Source organism: Bacillus sp. AM 13(2015) (genome assembly GCF_001518755.1).
GTDB lineage: Bacteria > Bacillota > Bacilli > Bacillales > Bacillaceae > Bacillus > Bacillus safensis.
In genome coordinates this window covers 38486-56908 of the sequence record NZ_LKCP01000030.1, presented here as the reverse complement: position 1 = coordinate 56908, position 18423 = coordinate 38486, and the positions used below count along the sequence as shown (strand labels likewise).

24 protein-coding genes, 1 tRNA gene, 3 pseudogenes and 2 riboswitches are annotated in these 18423 nt (G+C 41.2%); of the genes and pseudogenes, 20 read left to right on the top strand and 8 right to left on the bottom strand.

The features are described from left to right. Both AOQ70_RS19660 and AOQ70_RS03685 read left to right on the top strand, forming a co-directional pair. Positions 1-305, top strand: a pseudogene (locus AOQ70_RS19660) (hypothetical protein); the annotation flags it as partial. Positions 306-380: 75 nt separating this feature from the next. Continuing rightward, a complete protein-coding gene (locus AOQ70_RS03685; RefSeq protein ID WP_024427984.1) occupies positions 381-695 on the top strand; it encodes an MTH1187 family thiamine-binding protein in 315 nt (104 codons plus the stop codon). 24 nt (positions 696-719) lie between these two features. Here AOQ70_RS03685 and AOQ70_RS19090 read toward each other — a convergent pair whose 3' ends face one another. Then, positions 720-893, bottom strand: coding sequence for a DUF2759 domain-containing protein (locus AOQ70_RS19090; protein ID WP_003217333.1), 174 nt, complete (start codon positions 891-893; stop codon positions 720-722). Between the two features lie 157 nt (positions 894-1050). Here AOQ70_RS19090 and AOQ70_RS03680 point away from each other — a divergent pair, with 157 nt between their 5' ends. Continuing rightward, entirely contained in the window at positions 1051-1689 is a 639-nt protein-coding gene (locus AOQ70_RS03680) for an MBL fold metallo-hydrolase (protein ID WP_059374881.1), read from the top strand. A 47-nt stretch (positions 1690-1736) separates the two neighbouring features. On the opposite strand, the gene AOQ70_RS03675 is transcribed toward AOQ70_RS03680, so the two are convergent. Continuing rightward, complete coding sequence (locus AOQ70_RS03675; RefSeq protein WP_003217440.1) at positions 1737-1979, bottom strand: DUF2626 domain-containing protein; 243 nt, start codon at positions 1977-1979, stop codon at positions 1737-1739. Between the two features lie 213 nt (positions 1980-2192). Here AOQ70_RS03675 and AOQ70_RS20160 point away from each other — a divergent pair, with 213 nt between their 5' ends. Then, positions 2193-2363, top strand: a complete 171-nt coding sequence (locus AOQ70_RS20160) for a glutaredoxin domain-containing protein (RefSeq protein WP_442854373.1) — start codon at positions 2193-2195, stop codon at positions 2361-2363. Between the two features lie 18 nt (positions 2364-2381). Next, positions 2382-2573 (top strand): annotated as a pseudogene (locus tag AOQ70_RS20155) (ArsC/Spx/MgsR family protein); the annotation flags it as partial. Positions 2574-2628: 55 nt separating this feature from the next. On the opposite strand, the gene AOQ70_RS03665 reads toward AOQ70_RS20155, so the two are convergent. Next, a tRNA-Gln gene (locus tag AOQ70_RS03665) sits at positions 2629-2699 on the bottom strand. Between the two features lie 98 nt (positions 2700-2797). Between AOQ70_RS03665 and AOQ70_RS03660 the strand changes: the two genes are divergently transcribed. From AOQ70_RS03660 to AOQ70_RS03620, 9 genes and pseudogenes are all read left to right on the top strand, one after another. Then, entirely contained in the window at positions 2798-3673 is an 876-nt protein-coding gene (locus AOQ70_RS03660) for an STAS domain-containing protein (RefSeq protein WP_039179956.1), read from the top strand. 177 nt (positions 3674-3850) lie between these two features. Then, positions 3851-4920, top strand: a pseudogene (comGA, locus tag AOQ70_RS03655) (competence type IV pilus ATPase ComGA). Further along, entirely contained in the window at positions 4901-5941 is a 1041-nt protein-coding gene (comGB, locus tag AOQ70_RS03650; RefSeq protein WP_039179950.1) for a competence type IV pilus assembly protein ComGB, read from the top strand. The pseudogene comGA and the gene comGB overlap by 20 nt, the downstream one beginning before the upstream one ends. A gap of 16 nt (positions 5942-5957) precedes the next feature. Continuing rightward, complete coding sequence (gene comGC, locus AOQ70_RS03645; protein WP_024422977.1) at positions 5958-6251, top strand: competence type IV pilus major pilin ComGC; 294 nt, start codon at positions 5958-5960, stop codon at positions 6249-6251. Then, positions 6244-6690, top strand: coding sequence for a competence type IV pilus minor pilin ComGD (gene comGD / locus AOQ70_RS03640; RefSeq protein WP_039179947.1), 447 nt, complete (start codon positions 6244-6246; stop codon positions 6688-6690). Before comGC ends, comGD begins: the two co-directional genes overlap by 8 nt. Next, positions 6674-6991 (top strand): competence type IV pilus minor pilin ComGE, encoded by a 318-nt coding sequence (gene comGE, locus AOQ70_RS03635; RefSeq protein WP_039179945.1) that lies wholly within the window; start codon positions 6674-6676, stop codon positions 6989-6991. Before comGD ends, comGE begins: the two co-directional genes overlap by 17 nt. Beyond that, positions 6900-7430 (top strand): competence type IV pilus minor pilin ComGF, encoded by a 531-nt coding sequence (comGF, locus tag AOQ70_RS03630; RefSeq protein ID WP_257218391.1) that lies wholly within the window; start codon positions 6900-6902, stop codon positions 7428-7430. The genes comGE and comGF overlap by 92 nt, the downstream gene beginning before the upstream one ends. Next, positions 7427-7810, top strand: coding sequence for a competence type IV pilus minor pilin ComGG (locus AOQ70_RS03625; protein ID WP_039179939.1), 384 nt, complete (start codon positions 7427-7429; stop codon positions 7808-7810). Before comGF ends, AOQ70_RS03625 begins: the two co-directional genes overlap by 4 nt. A 59-nt stretch (positions 7811-7869) precedes the next feature. After that, on the top strand, positions 7870-8064 hold the full coding sequence (locus AOQ70_RS03620) for a YqzE family protein (protein ID WP_024718846.1): 195 nt from the start codon (positions 7870-7872) through the stop codon (positions 8062-8064). A 33-nt stretch (positions 8065-8097) separates the two neighbouring features. On the opposite strand, the gene AOQ70_RS03615 is transcribed toward AOQ70_RS03620, so the two are convergent. Further along, positions 8098-8376, bottom strand: a complete 279-nt coding sequence (locus AOQ70_RS03615) for a DUF3889 domain-containing protein (RefSeq protein WP_231120214.1) — start codon at positions 8374-8376, stop codon at positions 8098-8100. Positions 8377-8675: 299 nt separating this feature from the next. Here AOQ70_RS03615 and tapA point away from each other — a divergent pair, with 299 nt between their 5' ends. Genes tapA through tasA form a run of 3 tightly spaced genes read left to right on the top strand, consistent with a single transcriptional unit; the run spans position 8676 to position 10685 of the window. Further along, the gene (gene tapA / locus AOQ70_RS03610) at positions 8676-9203 is read left to right on the top strand and encodes an amyloid fiber anchoring/assembly protein TapA (RefSeq protein WP_059374880.1); all 528 of its coding nucleotides are present in this window, start codon (positions 8676-8678) and stop codon (positions 9201-9203) included. A 51-nt stretch (positions 9204-9254) separates the two neighbouring features. Further along, positions 9255-9827 (top strand): signal peptidase I SipW, encoded by a 573-nt coding sequence (gene sipW / locus AOQ70_RS03605; protein ID WP_047202287.1) that lies wholly within the window; start codon positions 9255-9257, stop codon positions 9825-9827. A gap of 57 nt (positions 9828-9884) precedes the next feature. Next, entirely contained in the window at positions 9885-10685 is an 801-nt protein-coding gene (gene tasA, locus AOQ70_RS03600) for a biofilm matrix protein TasA (protein ID WP_039179929.1), read from the top strand. 67 nt (positions 10686-10752) lie between these two features. On the opposite strand, the gene sinR is transcribed toward tasA, so the two are convergent. The 4 genes from sinR to AOQ70_RS03585 all read right to left on the bottom strand — a co-directional run bounded on the left by sinR (position 10753) and on the right by AOQ70_RS03585 (position 13951). Next, complete coding sequence (sinR, locus tag AOQ70_RS03595) at positions 10753-11088, bottom strand: transcriptional regulator SinR (protein ID WP_024422969.1); 336 nt, start codon at positions 11086-11088, stop codon at positions 10753-10755. A gap of 33 nt (positions 11089-11121) precedes the next feature. Next, positions 11122-11286, bottom strand: a complete 165-nt coding sequence (locus tag AOQ70_RS19085; protein ID WP_073206269.1) for an anti-repressor SinI family protein — start codon at positions 11284-11286, stop codon at positions 11122-11124. 182 nt (positions 11287-11468) lie between these two features. Beyond that, a complete protein-coding gene (locus AOQ70_RS03590; RefSeq protein WP_059374879.1) occupies positions 11469-12266 on the bottom strand; it encodes a YqhG family protein in 798 nt (265 codons plus the stop codon). Positions 12267-12280: 14 nt separating this feature from the next. Further along, complete coding sequence (locus AOQ70_RS03585; RefSeq protein WP_058839090.1) at positions 12281-13951, bottom strand: DEAD/DEAH box helicase; 1671 nt, start codon at positions 13949-13951, stop codon at positions 12281-12283. Between the two features lie 248 nt (positions 13952-14199). Then, positions 14200-14306: riboswitch (glycine riboswitch) on the top strand. A 3-nt stretch (positions 14307-14309) separates the two neighbouring features. Beyond that, positions 14310-14403: riboswitch (glycine riboswitch) on the top strand. Between the two features lie 99 nt (positions 14404-14502). On the opposite strand from AOQ70_RS03585, the gene gcvT reads away from it, so the two are divergent. From gcvT to gcvPB, 3 genes are read left to right on the top strand one after another with little or no spacing between them, the layout of a single operon-like run. After that, on the top strand, positions 14503-15600 hold the full coding sequence (gcvT, locus tag AOQ70_RS03580) for a glycine cleavage system aminomethyltransferase GcvT (protein ID WP_059374878.1): 1098 nt from the start codon (positions 14503-14505) through the stop codon (positions 15598-15600). Between the two features lie 16 nt (positions 15601-15616). Continuing rightward, complete coding sequence (gene gcvPA, locus AOQ70_RS03575; RefSeq protein WP_024427996.1) at positions 15617-16963, top strand: aminomethyl-transferring glycine dehydrogenase subunit GcvPA; 1347 nt, start codon at positions 15617-15619, stop codon at positions 16961-16963. Then, positions 16956-18416: an aminomethyl-transferring glycine dehydrogenase subunit GcvPB gene (gcvPB, locus tag AOQ70_RS03570; protein WP_047202283.1), complete on the top strand. Its 1461-nt coding sequence runs from the start codon at positions 16956-16958 to the stop codon at positions 18414-18416. Before gcvPA ends, gcvPB begins: the two co-directional genes overlap by 8 nt. The last annotated feature ends 7 nt before the right edge of the window (positions 18417-18423 follow it).

The following is an 18423-nucleotide window of genomic DNA, read 5'->3' as shown; positions in this document are numbered from 1 at the left end:
CAGATTTATACCGTATCTCTGGAACTGTCGGAACCTTCCGCAAACGAAAATTGGATGTCCAATAKGCASAGGATCAGCCGCAAGTGTACGCGATTATCAACATGATTTCCTTCTTGATGATTCCGTTAGGCGCTCTCATTGGCGGTTATATGGCTACACTGTTTGGATCTGGGTATGTCATTGCGGCTGGCGGCATCATTGAAGCTGTTTCAGGTATATGCTTGCTTTTGTTTACAAAGATCGGAAAGGTAGAGAGGGCGGATTTGACGATAGAACGAGACAAACCTGCTGTAAACGCAACGTAAGCATGGCATGATTGATTGAAGATAGGTTACAATGAGGACGAGAAAATATGAGATTTGATTGAAAGGGGAAAAACGATGGCTATAGCAGACGTCACCATCATTCCGATAGGCACTGAAACACCAAGTGTCAGTGCTTACGTAGCAGATGTACAAAGAATTTTAGAAGGTTTTCAACAAGAAGGGAAAATCAAATATCAATTAACACCGATGAATACGTTAATTGAAGGCGAATTATCCGTTTTATTTGAGGTCATTCAGCGCATTCATGAAGCCCCTTTTGAAAAGGGATTGCACCGAGTAGCGACCAATATTCGCATCGATGACAGACGGGATCAAACCACAACGCTTACAAGCAAATTAGAAAGCGTGAATAAGCATTTAAATCAATAAAAAAAGCCTGCTATATGCAGGCTTTTAATGTGCAGTTGGATAACCGCTATAGATGATGGTCATGACAGTGAACCATCCAAAAACCAAAAATGTAGCGCCAGCAAAAGCGATGGCAAGTACGTTCACTTTTTTTAGTGAGCGATAGATACCGAGCGCAGCTAAAATCGTGACTAGACCAAAAATAATGACGAGCATCATGTGAAAGTCCCCCTTTGTCATCAATCCCCTTGATTTCCTTTCTTTTCATTTTAACCGTTTTCATAAAGCTTGTCGAGTAGATTCCAGTTGACGATTGTTTGAATTTTTATTGAATAGCCTTCATAATAAAAAAGAATGAATAAAGTAGGTGATGAAAATGAATTGGAGAAGAATGCCACTAGGCTATGTACAAGCAAACGCATATATTTGGAAAAACGAGCAGGGAGAATGCTTAATTTTTGATCCAGGCGGCGAAGCGCAAAAGCTGATTTCCTATGTAAAAGAAAAACAGCTCACACCGCTTGCTGTCTTATTGACACATGCTCATTTTGATCATATTGGTGCGGCAGATGAGGTACGCGAAGAGTGGAGAGTGCCGCTGTATGTACACGAAAATGAAAAAGAATGGCTCACGAACGCTGAATTAAACGGTTCAGCTCGATTGATTGGAAATGGAATTACGGTCAAAGAAGCTGAAAAATTGATTACGTCAGAAGGAACGCTTCAAATTGGGTCGTTTACATTAGAAATGTTCCATACACCTGGGCATTCACCTGGCAGTGTGTCTTACTATTCGGCGGAAGAGGGCTTTGTTATTTCTGGTGACACGCTATTTGAAGGCGGCATCGGGAGAACAGATTTAGTAGGCGGCAGTCAGGAAGTGCTGCTTCAATCAATCCATCATAAATTATTGTCATTGCCAGAATCAACTCTTGTTTTAAGCGGGCATGGCGGGGAAACCACTGTGCTGACAGAGCAGGAGCAAAATCCGTTTATTAATGGTTTTTCTCTTTAATTGCAGGCATGAAAAAAGCATCTCTTTAGAAGAGATGCTTTTTTCAATTAATGTCCGGTACCGGGAACCATGATGAAAATCGAATAATATGTAAATCCGGCAAAGAAAATCGTCAAGTACGCTCCGAAAATGTAAATATACATTCTTTCGGATAAATTCAAGTAGGATAAAAATACAAAAAGAACGGTTTGACCGAAGAACAGCAGCGATGCATCTTTCATATGTCCTAAATAGAACATGACAGCAAAAATACCCGTCCAAAAGCCAAGCACGCGGAACATGCGATTCATTTCTTTCCCTCCCCTTAAAAAACCCCTTTGATTCATATTATAGCTGATCACCACTTGTTATGTAAACATTTACATTTTTGACAACGTGTGAATAATTTATTTTGAATGTAGAAAAAATTTTTTTGAAAAAATGATGAAAATGTGTTTATGCTGAAAAACATGAGGGTACTTACTCCATAAGAGAAAAGGTTAACGACCTAAGGAGGAAGACTAATGAGTGACATTACTTTTTATTCATACCCAAGCTGCACGTCTTGCCGCAAAACAAAACATTGGTTAAAGGCGAATCAAATTGATTTTAAAGAGCGTCACCTTTTCAGAGAAACGCCAACTCTAGATGAATTAAAAAAAGATTCTTTCTTTAACAACAGAAGGAATGGATGAAATTTTAGCCACAAGAAGTCAAGCTTTAAAAGCTTAAATTTAAATATTAATGACTTAAAAGTAAACGAGGTTTTGCAGCTTCTCATTGAAAAACCAAAACTGCTTCGAAGACCAATCATCATTGATGGAAATAAATTAGTAGTTGGTTATAATCCAGGAGAACTCATGAAAATATCAAAAAAGAAAGCGATTCATCAATCAGTTTCCTAATAAAAAACGAAGATCAGCTGAAACATGCTTCAGCCGTCTTCGTTTTTGTGCTGAACTGGGCTAGCTGGGTTCGAACCAACGATCACGGAGTCAAAGTCCATTGCCTTACCACTTGGCTATAGCCCAATATCAAACGTGTAATGATATTGTTCACCATCTACGGTCATTTATACATAAAAATTGTATGTCACGAGTTTTAAGTGCAAAAGGAGCGAAAGAAGTAAATGAAAAATGAAAAATCAAAGCAATTATACGAATTTATCCTAAAAGAAGCCCCTGTCATGACCGAAGAATGGCTAAAGACAAGAACAGAAGAAGGCTCATTATATTCTAAACATGCTTCAGAGGAAACGGAAAAGAAGCTGAAGGAACAGAACACAGCGTTTATTCAAACCATTGCAGCAACACTTGTGACACTGTCAGACAAAGTAGAAAACCATTTGAAAAAGTGGTCTGTTGATATTGCTCGTGATCGAGCAGTGCACGAGGTGCCGTTATATGAGATCATTGGACAATTTAAGATTTTCCGCCACATTTTCTGTTCGAGAATTGAGACATTCACCCAAGAAACAGAGCTTGAAGTGACGCTGCAAGATGTGTGTCAGTGGAATCAGCACTTTCACGCCACATTTGATGATATGATTGAGCGTTTATCAGAAGAGTATGACCGCGTGACACTCAGTCAGCTGAATGCACAAAGAGAGATGATTCAAGAACTGAGTGCCCCTGTTATTCCAGTATCAAAGGAAATCGGGATTTTGCCATTGATCGGAGAAATCGATACGTACCGGGCTAAAATCATTTTGGAATCCGTGCTAGAACAGGCTTCAAGACTGCGCCTAACGCACTTATTTATTGATATATCTGGCGTTCCCGTTGTTGATACGATGGTTGCTTATCAGCTGTTTAAAGTGGTCGATAGTGCGAAGCTATTAGGAATTGAGACGATTATATCAGGCATTCGCCCAGAGATCGCTCAAACTGTAGTGAAACTCGGCATTGATTTCTCAAAAGTAAATACAGAACACAGCCTTGCAAAAGCTTTAGAAAAAAGAGGATTTCGCATTTTTGAAGAGCAGCAGCAAGAAGCCACATCATGACGAAGAAACCTGCACTTGTAAAAGTCAGGTTTTTTTATATGCTCTTTTCTAAAAAATGATGTGATGCATCTTGAGTTGAGGGTTTTCATGCTTTATTAGTCATGAAAATCATAAAATGCTCTTTTGTCATTCAGGTTCCTCCATTCTACAATGTGATCAATGAAAGGAGTGATCCACTTGTATGGGATTGAATATTTAAGGCAAGAGCTGCTAGAAGAAGCATGCCGCATGAGAGCATCTGATGTGCACATTGTCCCAAAAGAAAAGGAAGCGTTGGTATCTTTCCGCGTAGACTCAGATTTAATCCAGCAGCGAACCATTGATAAAAAAACCGGCGAGCGGCTCATTGCTCATTTTAAATTTTTATCTTCTATGGATATCGGGGAAAAAAGGAGACCGCAAAATGGGTCATTAGCTGTGGTGCTAAGAAGCGGCCAGGTGTTTATTCGAATGTCTACCTTACCAACTGTAAATGATGAGAGTTTAGTGATTAGAATATTGCCGCAGGATCATGTTCCGAAAATAAAACACCTGTCACTATTTCCGAAGCTTCAGCCAGGTTATTGTCATTTTTGAAGCATTCGCATGGGCTTATTTTATTTACCGGTCCAACCAATTCGGGGAAAACAACAACCCTCTATTCACTGATCCAGTTTGCAAAAAAGAATTTCAACCGAAATATTATTACGCTTGAAGATCCTGTGGAAACAAGAAATGAAGAAGTGTTACAGGTTCAAGTAAATGAAAAAGCCGGCATCACATATGCCGCAGGATTACGCGCTATTTTAAGACATGATCCAGATATGATTGTGCTAGGAGAAATAAGAGATGCTGAAACGGCCAGAACGGCGATTAGAGCAGCACTGACAGGCCATTTAGTATTGAGTACGCTCCATGCAAAAAATGCAAAAGGAGCCCTTTATCGTATGCTTGAATTTGGTGTCACGATGAATGAACTTGAGCAAACAATGGTTGCGATTGCTGCCCAGCGATTAATCGAGCTCACCTGTCCTTTTTGCGGAGAAACATGTCAGCTTTACTGTAAATTAAATCGACCGATCAGACGAACAAATGTATTTGAACTGCTATTCGGAAAAGAGCTTGGTGAGTGTATCAAGGAGGCTAAAGGAGAATATGCTCACTCGTCATATGAAACACTGCAAAGATTAATTCGTAAAGGAGTGGCACTCGGCTATTTATCAAAAAACACTTACCATCGCTGGGTTTATGAAGAAGCGAGCCTCTAAAGTATGGTCTAAAAAGGACCAAGCTGAATGCCTATCAAAACTGGCTCAATTAATTCAGGCTGGATATACATTGATTGAGGCATTAGTGATGGTGAATATCCAGTTATCAAAACAACAGCGGCAGCAATTAAAACTAGGTATTCAGTGGCTGCACGAAGGCGAGCCTTTTTATGTGGTGCTCGAGCGACTCCATTTTCAGCGGGAAGTCATCGCCATACTATGTTTTTCTGAGAAGCATGGCAGTCTAGCCCGTGCTTTAGAACAAAGCGCCCGTTTTTTAGAGAAAAAAGTCAAGCAGTTAGACACGTTTAAACGCATGTTGCGTTACCCGCTCTTCCTCATCTTCACGGTTTTGGTCGTGCTGATACTCGTTCAGAATATGATCATTCCTCAATTTTCTGTTTTGTACTCATCGATGGATACCCGCATGTCTTGGCTGATTCAAGGAATGTTTGGAATGTTTCAATTCCTTCATGCTTTTCTGCTCATCACCAGTTGTCTGTGTATTTGTCTTACCGGCTATTATGCTTTGTTTTTTAGGAAAAAGTCGACGCTTGAGAAATTGAGGGTGATGAGTAAGCTGCCTTTTTTATATAAAGGGATGCAGCTGATGCATACATACCTTTTTTCTCTTCAGCTAAGCGGACTGCTTCAGGCTGGATTATCGATGTACGAGGGTTTGCAAGCTTTTAAACAGCAAAGCTACTTACCTTTTCTTCAAGAAATAGGTGAACAAATGATGGATGAGTTAAGAAAAGGAGAAAGCATGGCACATCAAGTAAGTGAGAGTCCTTTTTTCGAAAAACATTTTGCAGCCATCATCAAACATGGTGAAGCAAGCGGGATGCTAGCAAGAGAAATGTACACGTACAGCCAATTTCTATTAGAGAATGCAGAGCTGAAAATTGAAAAATGGATGTCTTGGCTGCAGCCGGTGATCTATGGTGTGACGGCACTTCTTATACTCATCGTATATTTATCTATTCTTTTACCAATGTATCAACTAATGGAGCAAGTGTAAGAAGGAGGACAAAGACATGAATGATAAAGGGTTTACCCTGTTAGAAATGTTAATTGTCATGCTCGTGATATCCATTCTTTTACTCATTACCATACCGAATATCACACGTCATCACCAAGCAATTCAAGCAAAGGGCTGTGAAGGGCTCAAATCAATGGTCAGCACACAAGTGATGGCGTATGAATTGGAGCATGATGGGAAGACGCCATCTTTAGCTGAGTTAGAAAAAGAAGGTTATGTTAAAAAGGGATTAACCTGTCCTAATGGAAAAGCGATTGTCATTCAAAACGGCAACGTGAAGCATGAATAAATTACTTTTACATGAGAAGGGTTTTACCCTCATAGAGCAGCTAATGATCTTACTAGTTCTATCGATTCTATTGTCGATCATAGGAATGAAAATCCCAAATTTAATAGTAAGCGCTGAAGCCAAAAGACAAGTAAACCTCATGAAACAAGATCTTCAATTGGCATCATATACTGCATTTATCAAAAAAACACGTGTGCATGTTGAGATCCAACCGCCGCATGTATCTTATCAGGTAATAGATCAAAAGAGTAACGAAGTCATTGCTTCTTATCAGCATAAAAAGGGCAGCATCAAAACTTCTACATTCTCGCAAGGTATCTATTTTAATGAAAATGGACATCCAAGCAGCGGTGGATCTCTCATTGTCGAATTTGACAGTCAAACGTATAAACTCACGATTTATTTAGGAAGCGGGCGAATCCATGTTCAAAAGCAATAGAGGGTTTAGTACGATTGAAACGCTGTTTGCTTGTCATATCTTCCTATTTGCAGCCCTTGTGATTATGCCGGCCTATGAAAAAATCATGCTGGGGAAAAAGGAAGTAAGAGCCAAACTTGAAGCTTACCAAATCTTACATGAACAGATGAATGAAGCATTCATAGAGGGTACAAAATCGTCTGTCAAAAAGAAGCGAGGCGACAACACATATGTATTCAATTGGAGTAAAGAGAAGGGATGTGTATCATACAACTTACAAAAAAAGCAGACCATATGCTTTCACCAGGTTGCGGAACGGTGAACAAGGTTTTACCCTTGTCCAGGCTTTGTGGCAATTGCAGCTATTTTTGTTCCTCTCTTTTGGCTCTGTACTGATCTTTTCAACAGCTGAGAAAGCCCTTCCTTTTGAAGAGATTAACCGATTTTCACAAATGGAGTGGAAACAAACTGTCCTGCAATTAGATGAGGAATTAAGCCGTGCAACGGCAGTTCGATCGGTGCAAGGAGGTAATGCGTTAGAGTATGTATCTGATCAAGGGCGAGTGGTAACGATTGAGCCATATCAAGAGATGCTTCGAAAACGTACGGATCAAGCTGGACATCTTCCTTTATTGCACAAGGTGAAACAATTTCAGGTGAGAACGAGTCAGCATAGAGCCATCCTGAAAGTCACAGATGGATCTGGTAAGGTTCATGAAGCCGTTTTTTTCACATATAAAGGGGTGGTTCCTAAATCGTGAAAAGAGAGGAAGGGTTTATCTATCCGCATGTGCTTGCTGTGATCCTATTTTTTCTCTTGATCCTAGGAGCGATAACGATGGGCTTTCAAAAAGAGCTGAGAAGTGCAGAGCTCACGATTTCTTTTTATAAAAAACAGCATCTTTTTAGGGTGGGTGTGAGTGAAGCTGCCAGCTCAGTAAAACGCATTTGTGAAAAGCAGAAGATCTATATTGATACAGAAGAAGGGCATGTGACACTGAAGCAGATGAAATGCGATCAACAGAAAAAACGTGTCCTCGCTTTGGTGAGGGTGAAAACAAAGGATGGCTTATCCGATGAGCGGGAGCTGATGCTGGATTGGAAGACCGATGAAATCATGAGATGGGCAAACCCTGATTAGCCAGTGTATAAAATCATCCTCTTTCTGGTAACACTTGAAGGAAGAAGAGGTGAATTTGCTTGAAAACAAATGACTATGTAAAATATATGACGCAGGAAATCATTAAATATATGAATACACCACGAGACGAACGGAAGGAACACAAACAAGAAAAAATGGAAACAAAACCGCCGTTTTCACAGCGATTATTTGGGGTTCTGCCGTTTGGCTTCTCCATGATGCTTAAAAAACGTCAGCGACATCGACGAAAGTAAAAAGCCGCCAGCAGGCGGTTTTTTTATGCCATTTTAGTTGTATTCCTCCACAACAATCACTTTATTCACCTTATTTGAGTAAGGATTATAGGAAATGGTGACAAACACCCCAAATTCCTTTGTATGGTCTTTTAACGTAATATGATACTGTTTTACAGATTCCTTATCGCGGTGGCGGTCCCATACTTTTTGTTTAAATAAGACTTGCGTTAGCGGGTATCTTTTTTTGGCTTCTTTGACTGCTCGCGTTTCCCATTGGTCTGCGGCGGCAGTCAAACCTCTCGCATCCACAGGTTTGACGTCTAGCATCATAGGACTCAGCAGTAAACTGAGCATGATTATGATTTTTCCATATTTCACTTAACATCACCTCACCTCTTCATATCCTGACCAAATCCTACATTTTTATGTAAGTTTTAAGAAGTACAAATGTCACACAAAAAAATATTGAATATGGCGAAAGAATGAGAAAATGGAAGAATTTTCTCGCAATGGTTCTTGTTTAAGAACAAAATGAACTAATTTGACGTTTTGGGTTTTATAGGTATTTCCTTATACTGTATATAATCGTTCTTTTTAAAGAACAACCGTTCAAGGAGTTGAAGGGATTAATGAAACAGTCGCTCTTTGTCCTTTTTTGTGCCATTTGTTTGATGTTGACATCTTTCCTCATGACACCCACGAATGCCTCTTTTAACGATGTCGAGCACAAAAATTTTGTAATGAAAACATGTGAAAACTTTGAACAGACAGATCAGCATTGTCAGCCTAAAAAATGGGATCGAAGTCAATTGGAGCTTGTCGATCAAACGATGATCGAAGGAACAGTCTGCGCACCTCAAAGGCTGAGCATGACACTAAAAAATAGTGGACAGCCTATTGCGTACTCTGAATGGAAGTGGGAATTACATAAAGTGGGAAATGGTCAGGAGCCATTACAAGATGGTCATATTCTTGAAAAGGGCTCCATAAAGTCCCTATTGTCGCAAGAAACAGCGACTGTCACGACAGATAAAGCAAAAACAAATGGAATCTATGCATTTAAAATCTTTTATCCTAAAGGATTTGGCGCATCTGATCAGGCGTACTTTTGGTCTAAACAGATGGTGCTCTCAAAGTGTCAAGAAAAGGCGTCCTAAATGGAGCTGTCTTTTAAATCGAGAAATGATAGGCGAAGGGGAGAAGGGATCATGAAAAAATGGATGAAGATGTCTGGAAGTATTCTTTATGTGGTGGTGTTCACGGTGATGATAGCCTCAATTATTGTCGTGTTGTCATCAAGAACAACAGGAGGAGAACCTCAGATTTTCGGTTATCAATTGAAGCAAGTATTATCAGGTTCGATGGAACCAGAATTTTCAGCTGGGTCACTGATTGTTGTAAAGCAGGTCGCCTCACCTGAGACGCTCAAAAAAGGAGATATTATTACGTTCCAAACAAAGCAGGATCAGTCCTTTGTGACCCACCGAATTGTTGGGGTGAAAGGAAAGGATGCAAATAAAGCGTTTGAGACGAAGGGTGACAATAATATGTATCAGGACGGCACGCTGGTAAAAGCGGATCAGGTGACTGCGCAGTATATGGGAGTGAACATTCCTTATGCAGGAAAGCTTCTTTCGTATGCAGGGACATCAGCTGGAACTGCTTTGCTCCTTATTATACCGGGTGTCATGCTGCTTGTTTATTCAACCATTCATTTTGTGGGCGCAGCGAAACACCGTAGACACACGGCTGATGTACATATGTCAGAGGAACAAGCTTAAATCGTTTGTAACCTAATCAGGTTTCAATAAAACAAAATATTAGGGGGTTTATTATTCATGGCAATGAAGAAATCAATTCGTTTAGGTGTATTATCAGGGGCTTTAGGTCTTGCATTAATCGGCGGGGGAACATGGGCGGCGTTTAATGATTTTGAAAAGGCAAATGCGGTCTACTCGACGGGAGAGCTGGATTTATCAGCTAAAGAGAACTCCGGCGCCATCAACCTTTCGAACTTAAAACCTGGTGATCGGATCAAGAAAGAATTTCATTTTGATAATAAGGGATCACTAGCGATAAACCAAGTGCTGATGAGTCTTGATTATAGCCAGTTTACAGATGGATCTTCCGCGAAGAATGGCGGTAAGAATACAGCTGAAGAATTTCTCAGTCAGTTTCAGGTGAGTGTTCTGACGGTTGGAGCCGAAGGTGGAAATGGTTATCCGAAAAACATTATTTTAGACCATGCAAACCTGCTTGACTTGCATCAATTAACGTCAAAACAGGATCAGACCGCATTTGAAAAGCTTCGTCATGCCGTCGATGAGAAGTTTTTACATGAAAGTGGGAAAATTAATGTAGCAACTGTTGATGGAACAGTGGCTCCAGAGTATGACGGCATTCCAAAGAATCCGTTTGATTACGATAAAGTGGAAATGACCATTGAATTTATCAATGACCAGACGAAGGATAAAGCTGGTCACTATATCCAAAATAAATACCAAGGCGATGCGATTCAAATTGATCTTTCCTTCGAAGCGACTCAGTGGAATGGTTTAACGATCAATCCAAAAAAGCATACGGATGAAAAAGGCTACGTGAAAGAAAACGAAAAAGCACACAGCGAAGATAAAAAATAAAGCCAGTCTTTAGGCTGATATCAAGATCTGCATAGCAATTGGAGGAGTATGCGCTAAAACGTGCGCTTTACTCCTCTTCTTGCTTTTTTCTCCAGATTTGATAATCTAAAAATTCACGAAATTGCTTTTTCGAAACCCCTGATGTCATTGCATCTCGAACTAGTTTTTCCCATTCACTATCTAATTGACCATCGTATTCGGTTTCATCTTTTTCGTTTAAAAGTGTATGAACCGAGACGTCCAGAACAGCGGAGACTTTTTCAAGAAATTGAATGGAGGGGTTTGTTTGCAAGTTTCTTTCTATTGAGCTTAAATAAGACTTCGCTACCCCAGCCTTTTCGGCCAGTTCTGATAGTGAGTAGCCTTTTTCATTGCGGTATTGTTTAATACGCTGGCCAATCAATGTCATCACCTTCCTTTCGATATTATAGCACATTCAGAAAGGTTTGATAGAATGACTTCTTACCAGAGGGGGAGACTCAGAGGACTTTTCATTTGATTTGAGGAAATGACGGACTTCTTCAACTGTTAGTCCTGCCTTGCGAGCTTCACGTAATAATTGAACCCATTCACTGTCTAATTTGTTCGTTTTCTTTTCCATACAAATACCCTCCTAAAATACTGAATCATGTATTTCAGGCACTTAACGCATGAAATGGAAAGACATAGGTGGTAAGACCTCATAGTTTGCTTGCGTCATGTTTCCGCCCAATACAAACAGACAAACTTAGCTTTAGACTGATCGAAAATTGTAAGTCACATAAAAGGGGAGGGGACTATGGGTCAACCTCCTCTTTTTTGCTGTAAGTAAAAAAGTCCGCCATTTTCAATCGTAAGACTGATTTTTGGTTCGTATAAAGTTTTGAGTGCTTGCCTTTCTATTTCATATTCTACAGATGTGTCTGAAGTCCCTTCATAAAATTGGTTTAAAAGTTCGGAGTCTTCTTTCCATTTTTGAACGGCTCGCACTGCCCAGTCGTCCGGCTCCTCATGGGCATAACGCTCCATAAGGCTGTAGAGCCGTTTGATTCCGCTTTCTGGCTTAATCATTGTACTCATCGTAAAACAATAATCGGGAATTTGAGACGACAGCTCACGAGCTTCCAGCTTTTCTTGAAATTGTTCAATGACTTCTCCGCGTATAAGATGGAGTCCTAATGATAAAAGCTTATCCTTCTTCCGGTCTGCAAGGTAAGAAATTTTTACATTGAGACCAAGCCATGGCTCAAGTGCGATTTGATTGTTCGTGAGCGGGCTGACTCGTTCATAAAGCCGGATAAAACGGCCCTGTTGTTTGACCGCCTCAAATATTTGAAATAACCGGGGGGAGCCGAAATGGATGAATTCACCACTGACCGTATCACCCGCTTTTTTTTGATCTGTGATGAAAGTCAATTGCCGCGGATCAGGTACACCGCCAGTTTTTTCAAGCCAGTGCCAATAAAAAGGACGGTTCATAATCAATTTATCCATTTCGATTGTCAGCTGTACGGTCATATGTCCTGCACTTTCTTCTAATATGCTGCATTGATTCGCCTTGAAAAAACGGAGAAGAAAGGTGTGAATGTCATGCTGCTCCATTGATCAACTCTCCTTTATGAGCCCTGCTGTCTCTTTTCTAAAAGTGGTGTTTGTGCTTCAGTTAAATAAGAAGCAAATTGGGTTAATTTCTTTTTCATGTCTCCATCAGATTCATGCTGGAAGAGAATTTGATGCAACTCTGTTTCGACTTCTTCAATATCAATTCTCGTTAAAATATCATCTAAATCGCCTATGACGTTTTCGAACAGCTGAATTTTTTCATATAAAAGCTTTAAAATATGCTCTTCAACTGTTCCGTTTGTTGCCATATTGTAAATGTGGACATCTCGTTCTTGGCCAAGGCGGTGGATACGTCCGATTCTCTGTTCTAAACGCATCGGGTTCCACGGGAGGTCGTAGTTAATGATTTGATTACAAAACTGAAGGTTGATCCCTTCGCCGCCAGCTTCTGTAGCAATTAACACTTGCGCCCGTTCTCTAAATAAATCTTTCATCCAATCTTTTTTACCCCGCTTAAAGCCGCCACGAAATGGCACGGAGCTAATGCCATTTTGCTGTAGAAACCATTGTAAATAAATTTGTGTTGCGCGGTATTCGGTGAAAATAATGACTTTTTCATTTAACTGTTGAATGAGTTTGACCACTTCAAGCGCCTTTGAGTTTTGCTCCACTTGATTGATTTTCTCCATGATTTGCGCTATAGCAGAAGAGCCGAGAATATGCTTTTCTTCTTCCTGCATTTTTTTAATCGTCATATAAACTGCCTCACGGCTTGAACAGCATTCTCGTTCCAAGGTCATAATGGAAAACATATGCTTTGTATAAGACGGATTCTCTTTCAGCTTGCAGATTTCATCATACAATGCTTGTTCTGTCGGAGAAAAATCAATGGAAATCGTTTTGACATGTCGTTTTGTCCACTCGATGCCTGTGTCTTGTCTTCGGTTTCGAATCATCACTTTATTGACGAGCTGTTTTAATCGGTCATGGTCTTCAAGCTGCAAGTCCTTTTTGGCAAAGATATCTTTAAATTGATGTTCATTTCCTAGGTGGCCCGGCTTCAGAAGGGAAACGAGATTAAATATTTCTCCGATCCGGTTTTGAATAGGTGTCGCTGTCAGCAGTAGACAGAACTTCTTATTCAGGTTTCTCACAAATTCATAGTTTTTCGTTTTATTGTTTTTCAGTTTGTGTGCTTCATCGATAATGACCATATCGTAGGCAATCGATAAAATCGTGTCTCGATGCGGCTGTCTTTTGGCTGTGTCAATGGAAGAAACGACAACGTCGCACTGCTCCCACACATAGCTCTTTTTTTGTTCAACAGCATCAATATAAAATTTCGTCCGCAGCTCCTGTACCCACTGAGATACAAGGGAGGCGGGGACAAGAATAAGAATTTTTTTGGCAAGTCCACGAATCATGTATTCTTTGATAATGAGTCCTGCTTCTACGGTTTTACCCAGTCCCACTTCATCTGCTAGAATGGCTTTCCCATTCATTTCTTCTACGACTCTTCTGGCTACTTCGAGCTGGTGCTGTAAAGGTGTGAATGCAGGCAGGTGCGCAGGAGCTTGCAGCCCCTCGAATGAATCAATGGCTGTGACTTTTTGAACCTGCGTCGCTAATCGATACATATCCCAGTTTGCCCAGGGGCCGTCTGATGAAAGCCGCTGCTGAAATTCATTTGCCCATTCCTGATCAAAAATCGTTTGAATATTCAATGTGGTCGCCTGCCTTTCTAGTAGGATCTGATAAATTGTTCTGTTTTTAAACGCTTCATTTTTTAAGAGGTCTCTAAAAGACTAGATATATGAATAAAAGCGAACGATATCGAAAGGTTATTTTAAAAATGTTAATGATTTTTCTGTTGCTCTCCATCCATTTCTAATGGTAGGATGTTGATAAGTGATCTAGAAAATAAGTCACCCATTTTGATAGTATGTCCAATAAATGTGAAAAATATGAGCGGATGATGGTATGGGGAGAGACTTGGCGGTTATTTTGCACTGGCAGGCGCCGAAGGAGCAAGCTGAATGATTCAGTGAATCTCTCAGGCAAAAGTACTCTTACCGGACGCAACTCTGGAGAGTGTTTGCTGATCGTTTTAGCAAACCACCAAAGGGGAAAACGCACAATGATGTTGTGCTGTAAACTTTCAGGTGCAAGGACAGAGACTTCTTTTTGATAAAAGGGAGCGCTCTGTCCTTTTTTGCTGTGATTTTTTTCTGAAAATTCAGCTTGCATTTGCACTAAAAAAAGGGGGAAACGATTGATGTTGAAACGAACACCGCTTTTTCATGCGTATGAAACGTTTGGCGCAAAAACCATTGACTTCGGGGGCTGGGAATTACCTGTCCAATTTTCTTCCATTAAAGAAGAACATGAAGCTGTTCGAACAAAAGCAGGGCTTTTTGATGTGTCTCACATGGGTGAGGTGGACGTCAAAGGTCAAGATGCCCTTCCTTTTTTACAAAGGTTATTAACCAATGATGTGTCTAAGCTGACAGACGGTAAGGCACTATATACAGCCATGTGTTATGAAGATGGCGGAACGGTAGATGACCTGCTCGTCTACCAAAAAGAAAAGAACCACTATTTACTTGTCATCAACGCATCAAATATCGATAAAGACGTGGATTGGCTTTTGAAGCACCAAGAGAAGGATGATGTATTGATCAAAAATATATCTGATCAAACCGCCTTGCTAGCGCTTCAAGGACCTCTTGCAGCTGACATCATCAAAGAGGTGGCGGATGAAGAGGTGACATCGCTTAAACCATTTACGTTTTTATCAAAAGCTGAGGTCGCAAATAAAGAAGTGCTCGTTTCCAGAACAGGCTACACAGGGGAAGATGGCTTTGAAATCTACTGCCAGTCAGAAGATGCGGTCCACCTTTGGTCCGCTTTATTAGAAGCGGGGCAGCCAAAAGGATTAATACCGTGCGGACTCGGTGCACGTGATACCTTGAGATTTGAAGCAAGGCTTCCGCTTTATGGCCAGGAGCTGACAAAGGATATTTCGCCATTAGAAGGCGGAATTGGTTTTGCTGTCAAAACGGATAAAGAAGCTGATTTTATCGGAAAAACAGCTCTTAAAAAACAAAAAGAAGAGGGACTGAAGCGAAAGCTTGTCGGCATTGAAATGATTGAAAAAGGGATTCCGCGTACAGATTATCCAGTCTTTTCAGGAGAAAAGCAGGTTGGGTTTGTCACAACGGGCACTCAATCCCCAACATTAAAGAAAAATGTCGGGCTTGCTTTGATCGAAACCTCAGAAGCGGAGCTTGGGGCAGAGGTGGAAGTACAGGTTCGCAAAAAGCGTCTAAAAGCCAAAATCATCACAACACCATTTTATAAAAGAACCAAATAACGAGGGGGAATAGAGGATGAAGCACAGGTATTTGCCGCAAACAGAGCAAGATCAAAAAGAAATGCTGGATGTCATCGGCGTTCAGTCGATTGATGAGCTTTTTTCAGATATCCCAGAGAAGGTGAGATTCAAAGGAGCATACAACATCAAAGAAGCCGCATCTGAAACAGCGCTTGTCAGGGAATTATCCCGGCTAGCTGCAAAGAATAAGGATACAGTTTCCTATGCATCGTTTCTTGGTGCTGGTGTATATGATCATTACCAGCCTGTCATTGTCGATCATGTCATCTCACGCTCTGAATTTTATACAGCGTATACACCTTATCAGCCGGAGATTTCGCAAGGTGAATTGCAAGCGATCTTTGAATTTCAAACAATGATTGCTGAGCTGACTGGTATGGATCTTGCCAACTCCTCGATGTATGATGGCGGGACGGCACTAGCAGAAGCGGCAATGCTTGCTGCGGGACACACAAAGAAGAAAAAAGTGGTGGTTTCTGAAACGGTTCACCCTGAATCAAGAGCAGTGCTGAAAACATACGCCAAAGGACAAAACATAGAAGTTGTTGAAGTGCCTGCGAAAAAAGGGCAGACAGATTTAGCTGCATTGGAAAAGGCCGTCTGCGATGATACAGCAGCAGTTCTCGTGCAATATCCAAACTTTTTTGGTGTCGTCGAGCCGTTAAAAGACATTGAACCCATTGCACATAAAGGAAAAAGCCTGTTCATTGTCTCTAGCAATCCCCTCGCACTCGGGCTATTGACGCCGCCTGGAAAACTTGGGGCAGACATTGTCGTTGGTGATGCGCAGCCGTTCGGTATCCCGGCGGCATTTGGCGGACCTCACTGCGGATATTTTGCTGTGACGAAAAAGTTGATGAGAAAAGTGCCAGGTCGATTAGTCGGGCAGACAGAAGATGAAAATGGTGTTCGTGGATTTGTCCTGACTCTTCAAGCGCGTGAGCAGCACATTCGAAGAGATAAAGCGACGTCAAATATTTGTTCGAACCAAGCATTAAATGCGTTAGCTGCTTCTGTTGCCATGACGGCACTAGGAAAAACAGGCATAAAAGACATCGCCTATCAAAACGTGCAAAAAGCCCATTATGCCAAGACGCAGGCAGAAAAATATGGACTGCAGGCGGATGTAGAAGGGGCTCATTTTAATGAATTTGTGATCAAGTTACAGGAGCCTGTGAAAGAAGCCAATAAACGATTGCTTGAAAAAGGAATCATCGGCGGCTACGACTTAGGGCTAGACTACCCAGAGCTTCAGCAGCACATGCTTGTAGCCGTGACAGAGCTGAGAACAAAAGAAGAAATTGATACGTTTATCAAGGAATTGGGGGATCGCCATGAATAAACAAGATCAGCCGCTTATTTTTGAATTATCTAAAGAAGGAAGAATTGGGTACAGCCTGCCTGATTTAGATGTACCTGAACAGGAGATCCCGTCTTTATTTGATGAGACGTACATCCGTGATGAGGATGCTGAGCTTCCTGAAGTATCTGAGCTTGATATTATGCGTCATTATACAGCATTATCAAGACGCAATCATGGGGTCGATTCTGGATTTTATCCTCTTGGCTCTTGTACGATGAAATATAATCCAAAGATTAATGAAAAGGTTGCACGCCTTGCAGGTTTCTCGCAGGTCCATCCACTACAGGAGGCAGACACTGTACAAGGTGCATTGGAATTACTATACGATCTAGGTGAACATCTTGAAGAAATTACGGGGATGGACGCTGTGACATTACAGCCTGCGGCAGGAGCACATGGCGAGTGGACGGGACTCATGATGATCCGTGCGTACCATGAAGCAAGAGGAGATCATCAGCGTACAAAAGTCATTGTGCCTGATTCTGCTCATGGAACGAACCCGGCATCTGCGACAGTCGCTGGATTTGAAACCATTACTGTCGCATCTGATGAAAACGGGCTTGTTGATTTAGAAGATTTACGCCGCGTTGTTAATGAAGAAACAGCTGCTTTAATGCTTACAAACCCGAATACACTTGGCCTCTTTGAAGAAAATATTTTAGAAATGGCTGAAATCGTTCATGGAGCTGGCGGTAAACTTTATTATGACGGAGCCAACTTGAATGCGGTTTTAAGTAGAGCAAGACCAGGAGATATGGGATTTGATGTTGTCCACTTAAATCTTCATAAAACCTTTACAGGCCCACACGGAGGCGGAGGTCCTGGTTCAGGTCCAGTTGGCGTTAAAAAAGATTTAATTCCGTATTTGCCAAAGCCGGTGCTTGTAAAGAAGGAAGGTCGTTTTTACTTTGAATATGACCGTCCGGAATCAATCGGGCGCGTGAAGCCATTCTATGGCAACTTTGGCATTAACGTCAGAGCCTATGCGTACATCCGCTCTATGGGGCCAGACGGCTTAAAGGCTGTAACCGATAATGCCGTGTTAAATGCGAACTATATGATGCGCCGCTTAAGTGCTCATTATGATTTGCCGTTTGATCGTCACTGTAAGCATGAATTTGTCCTTTCAGGTAAACGTCAGAAAAAATTAGGTGTGCGGACACTGGATATTGCCAAACGATTACTTGATTTCGGCTACCATCCGCCAACGATCTACTTCCCGCTCAATGTAGAGGAATGTATCATGATTGAACCGACCGAAACAGAATCAAAAGAAACGCTTGATGCATTCATCGAAGCAATGATTCAAATTGCGAAAGAAGCAGAAGAGAATCCTGAAGTGGTGCAGGAAGCGCCGCATACAACCGTCGTGAAACGTATGGACGAAACAAAGGCCGCTCGGAATCCCGTTCTCGTTTTTGAAAGAAAATAAAGAAAAA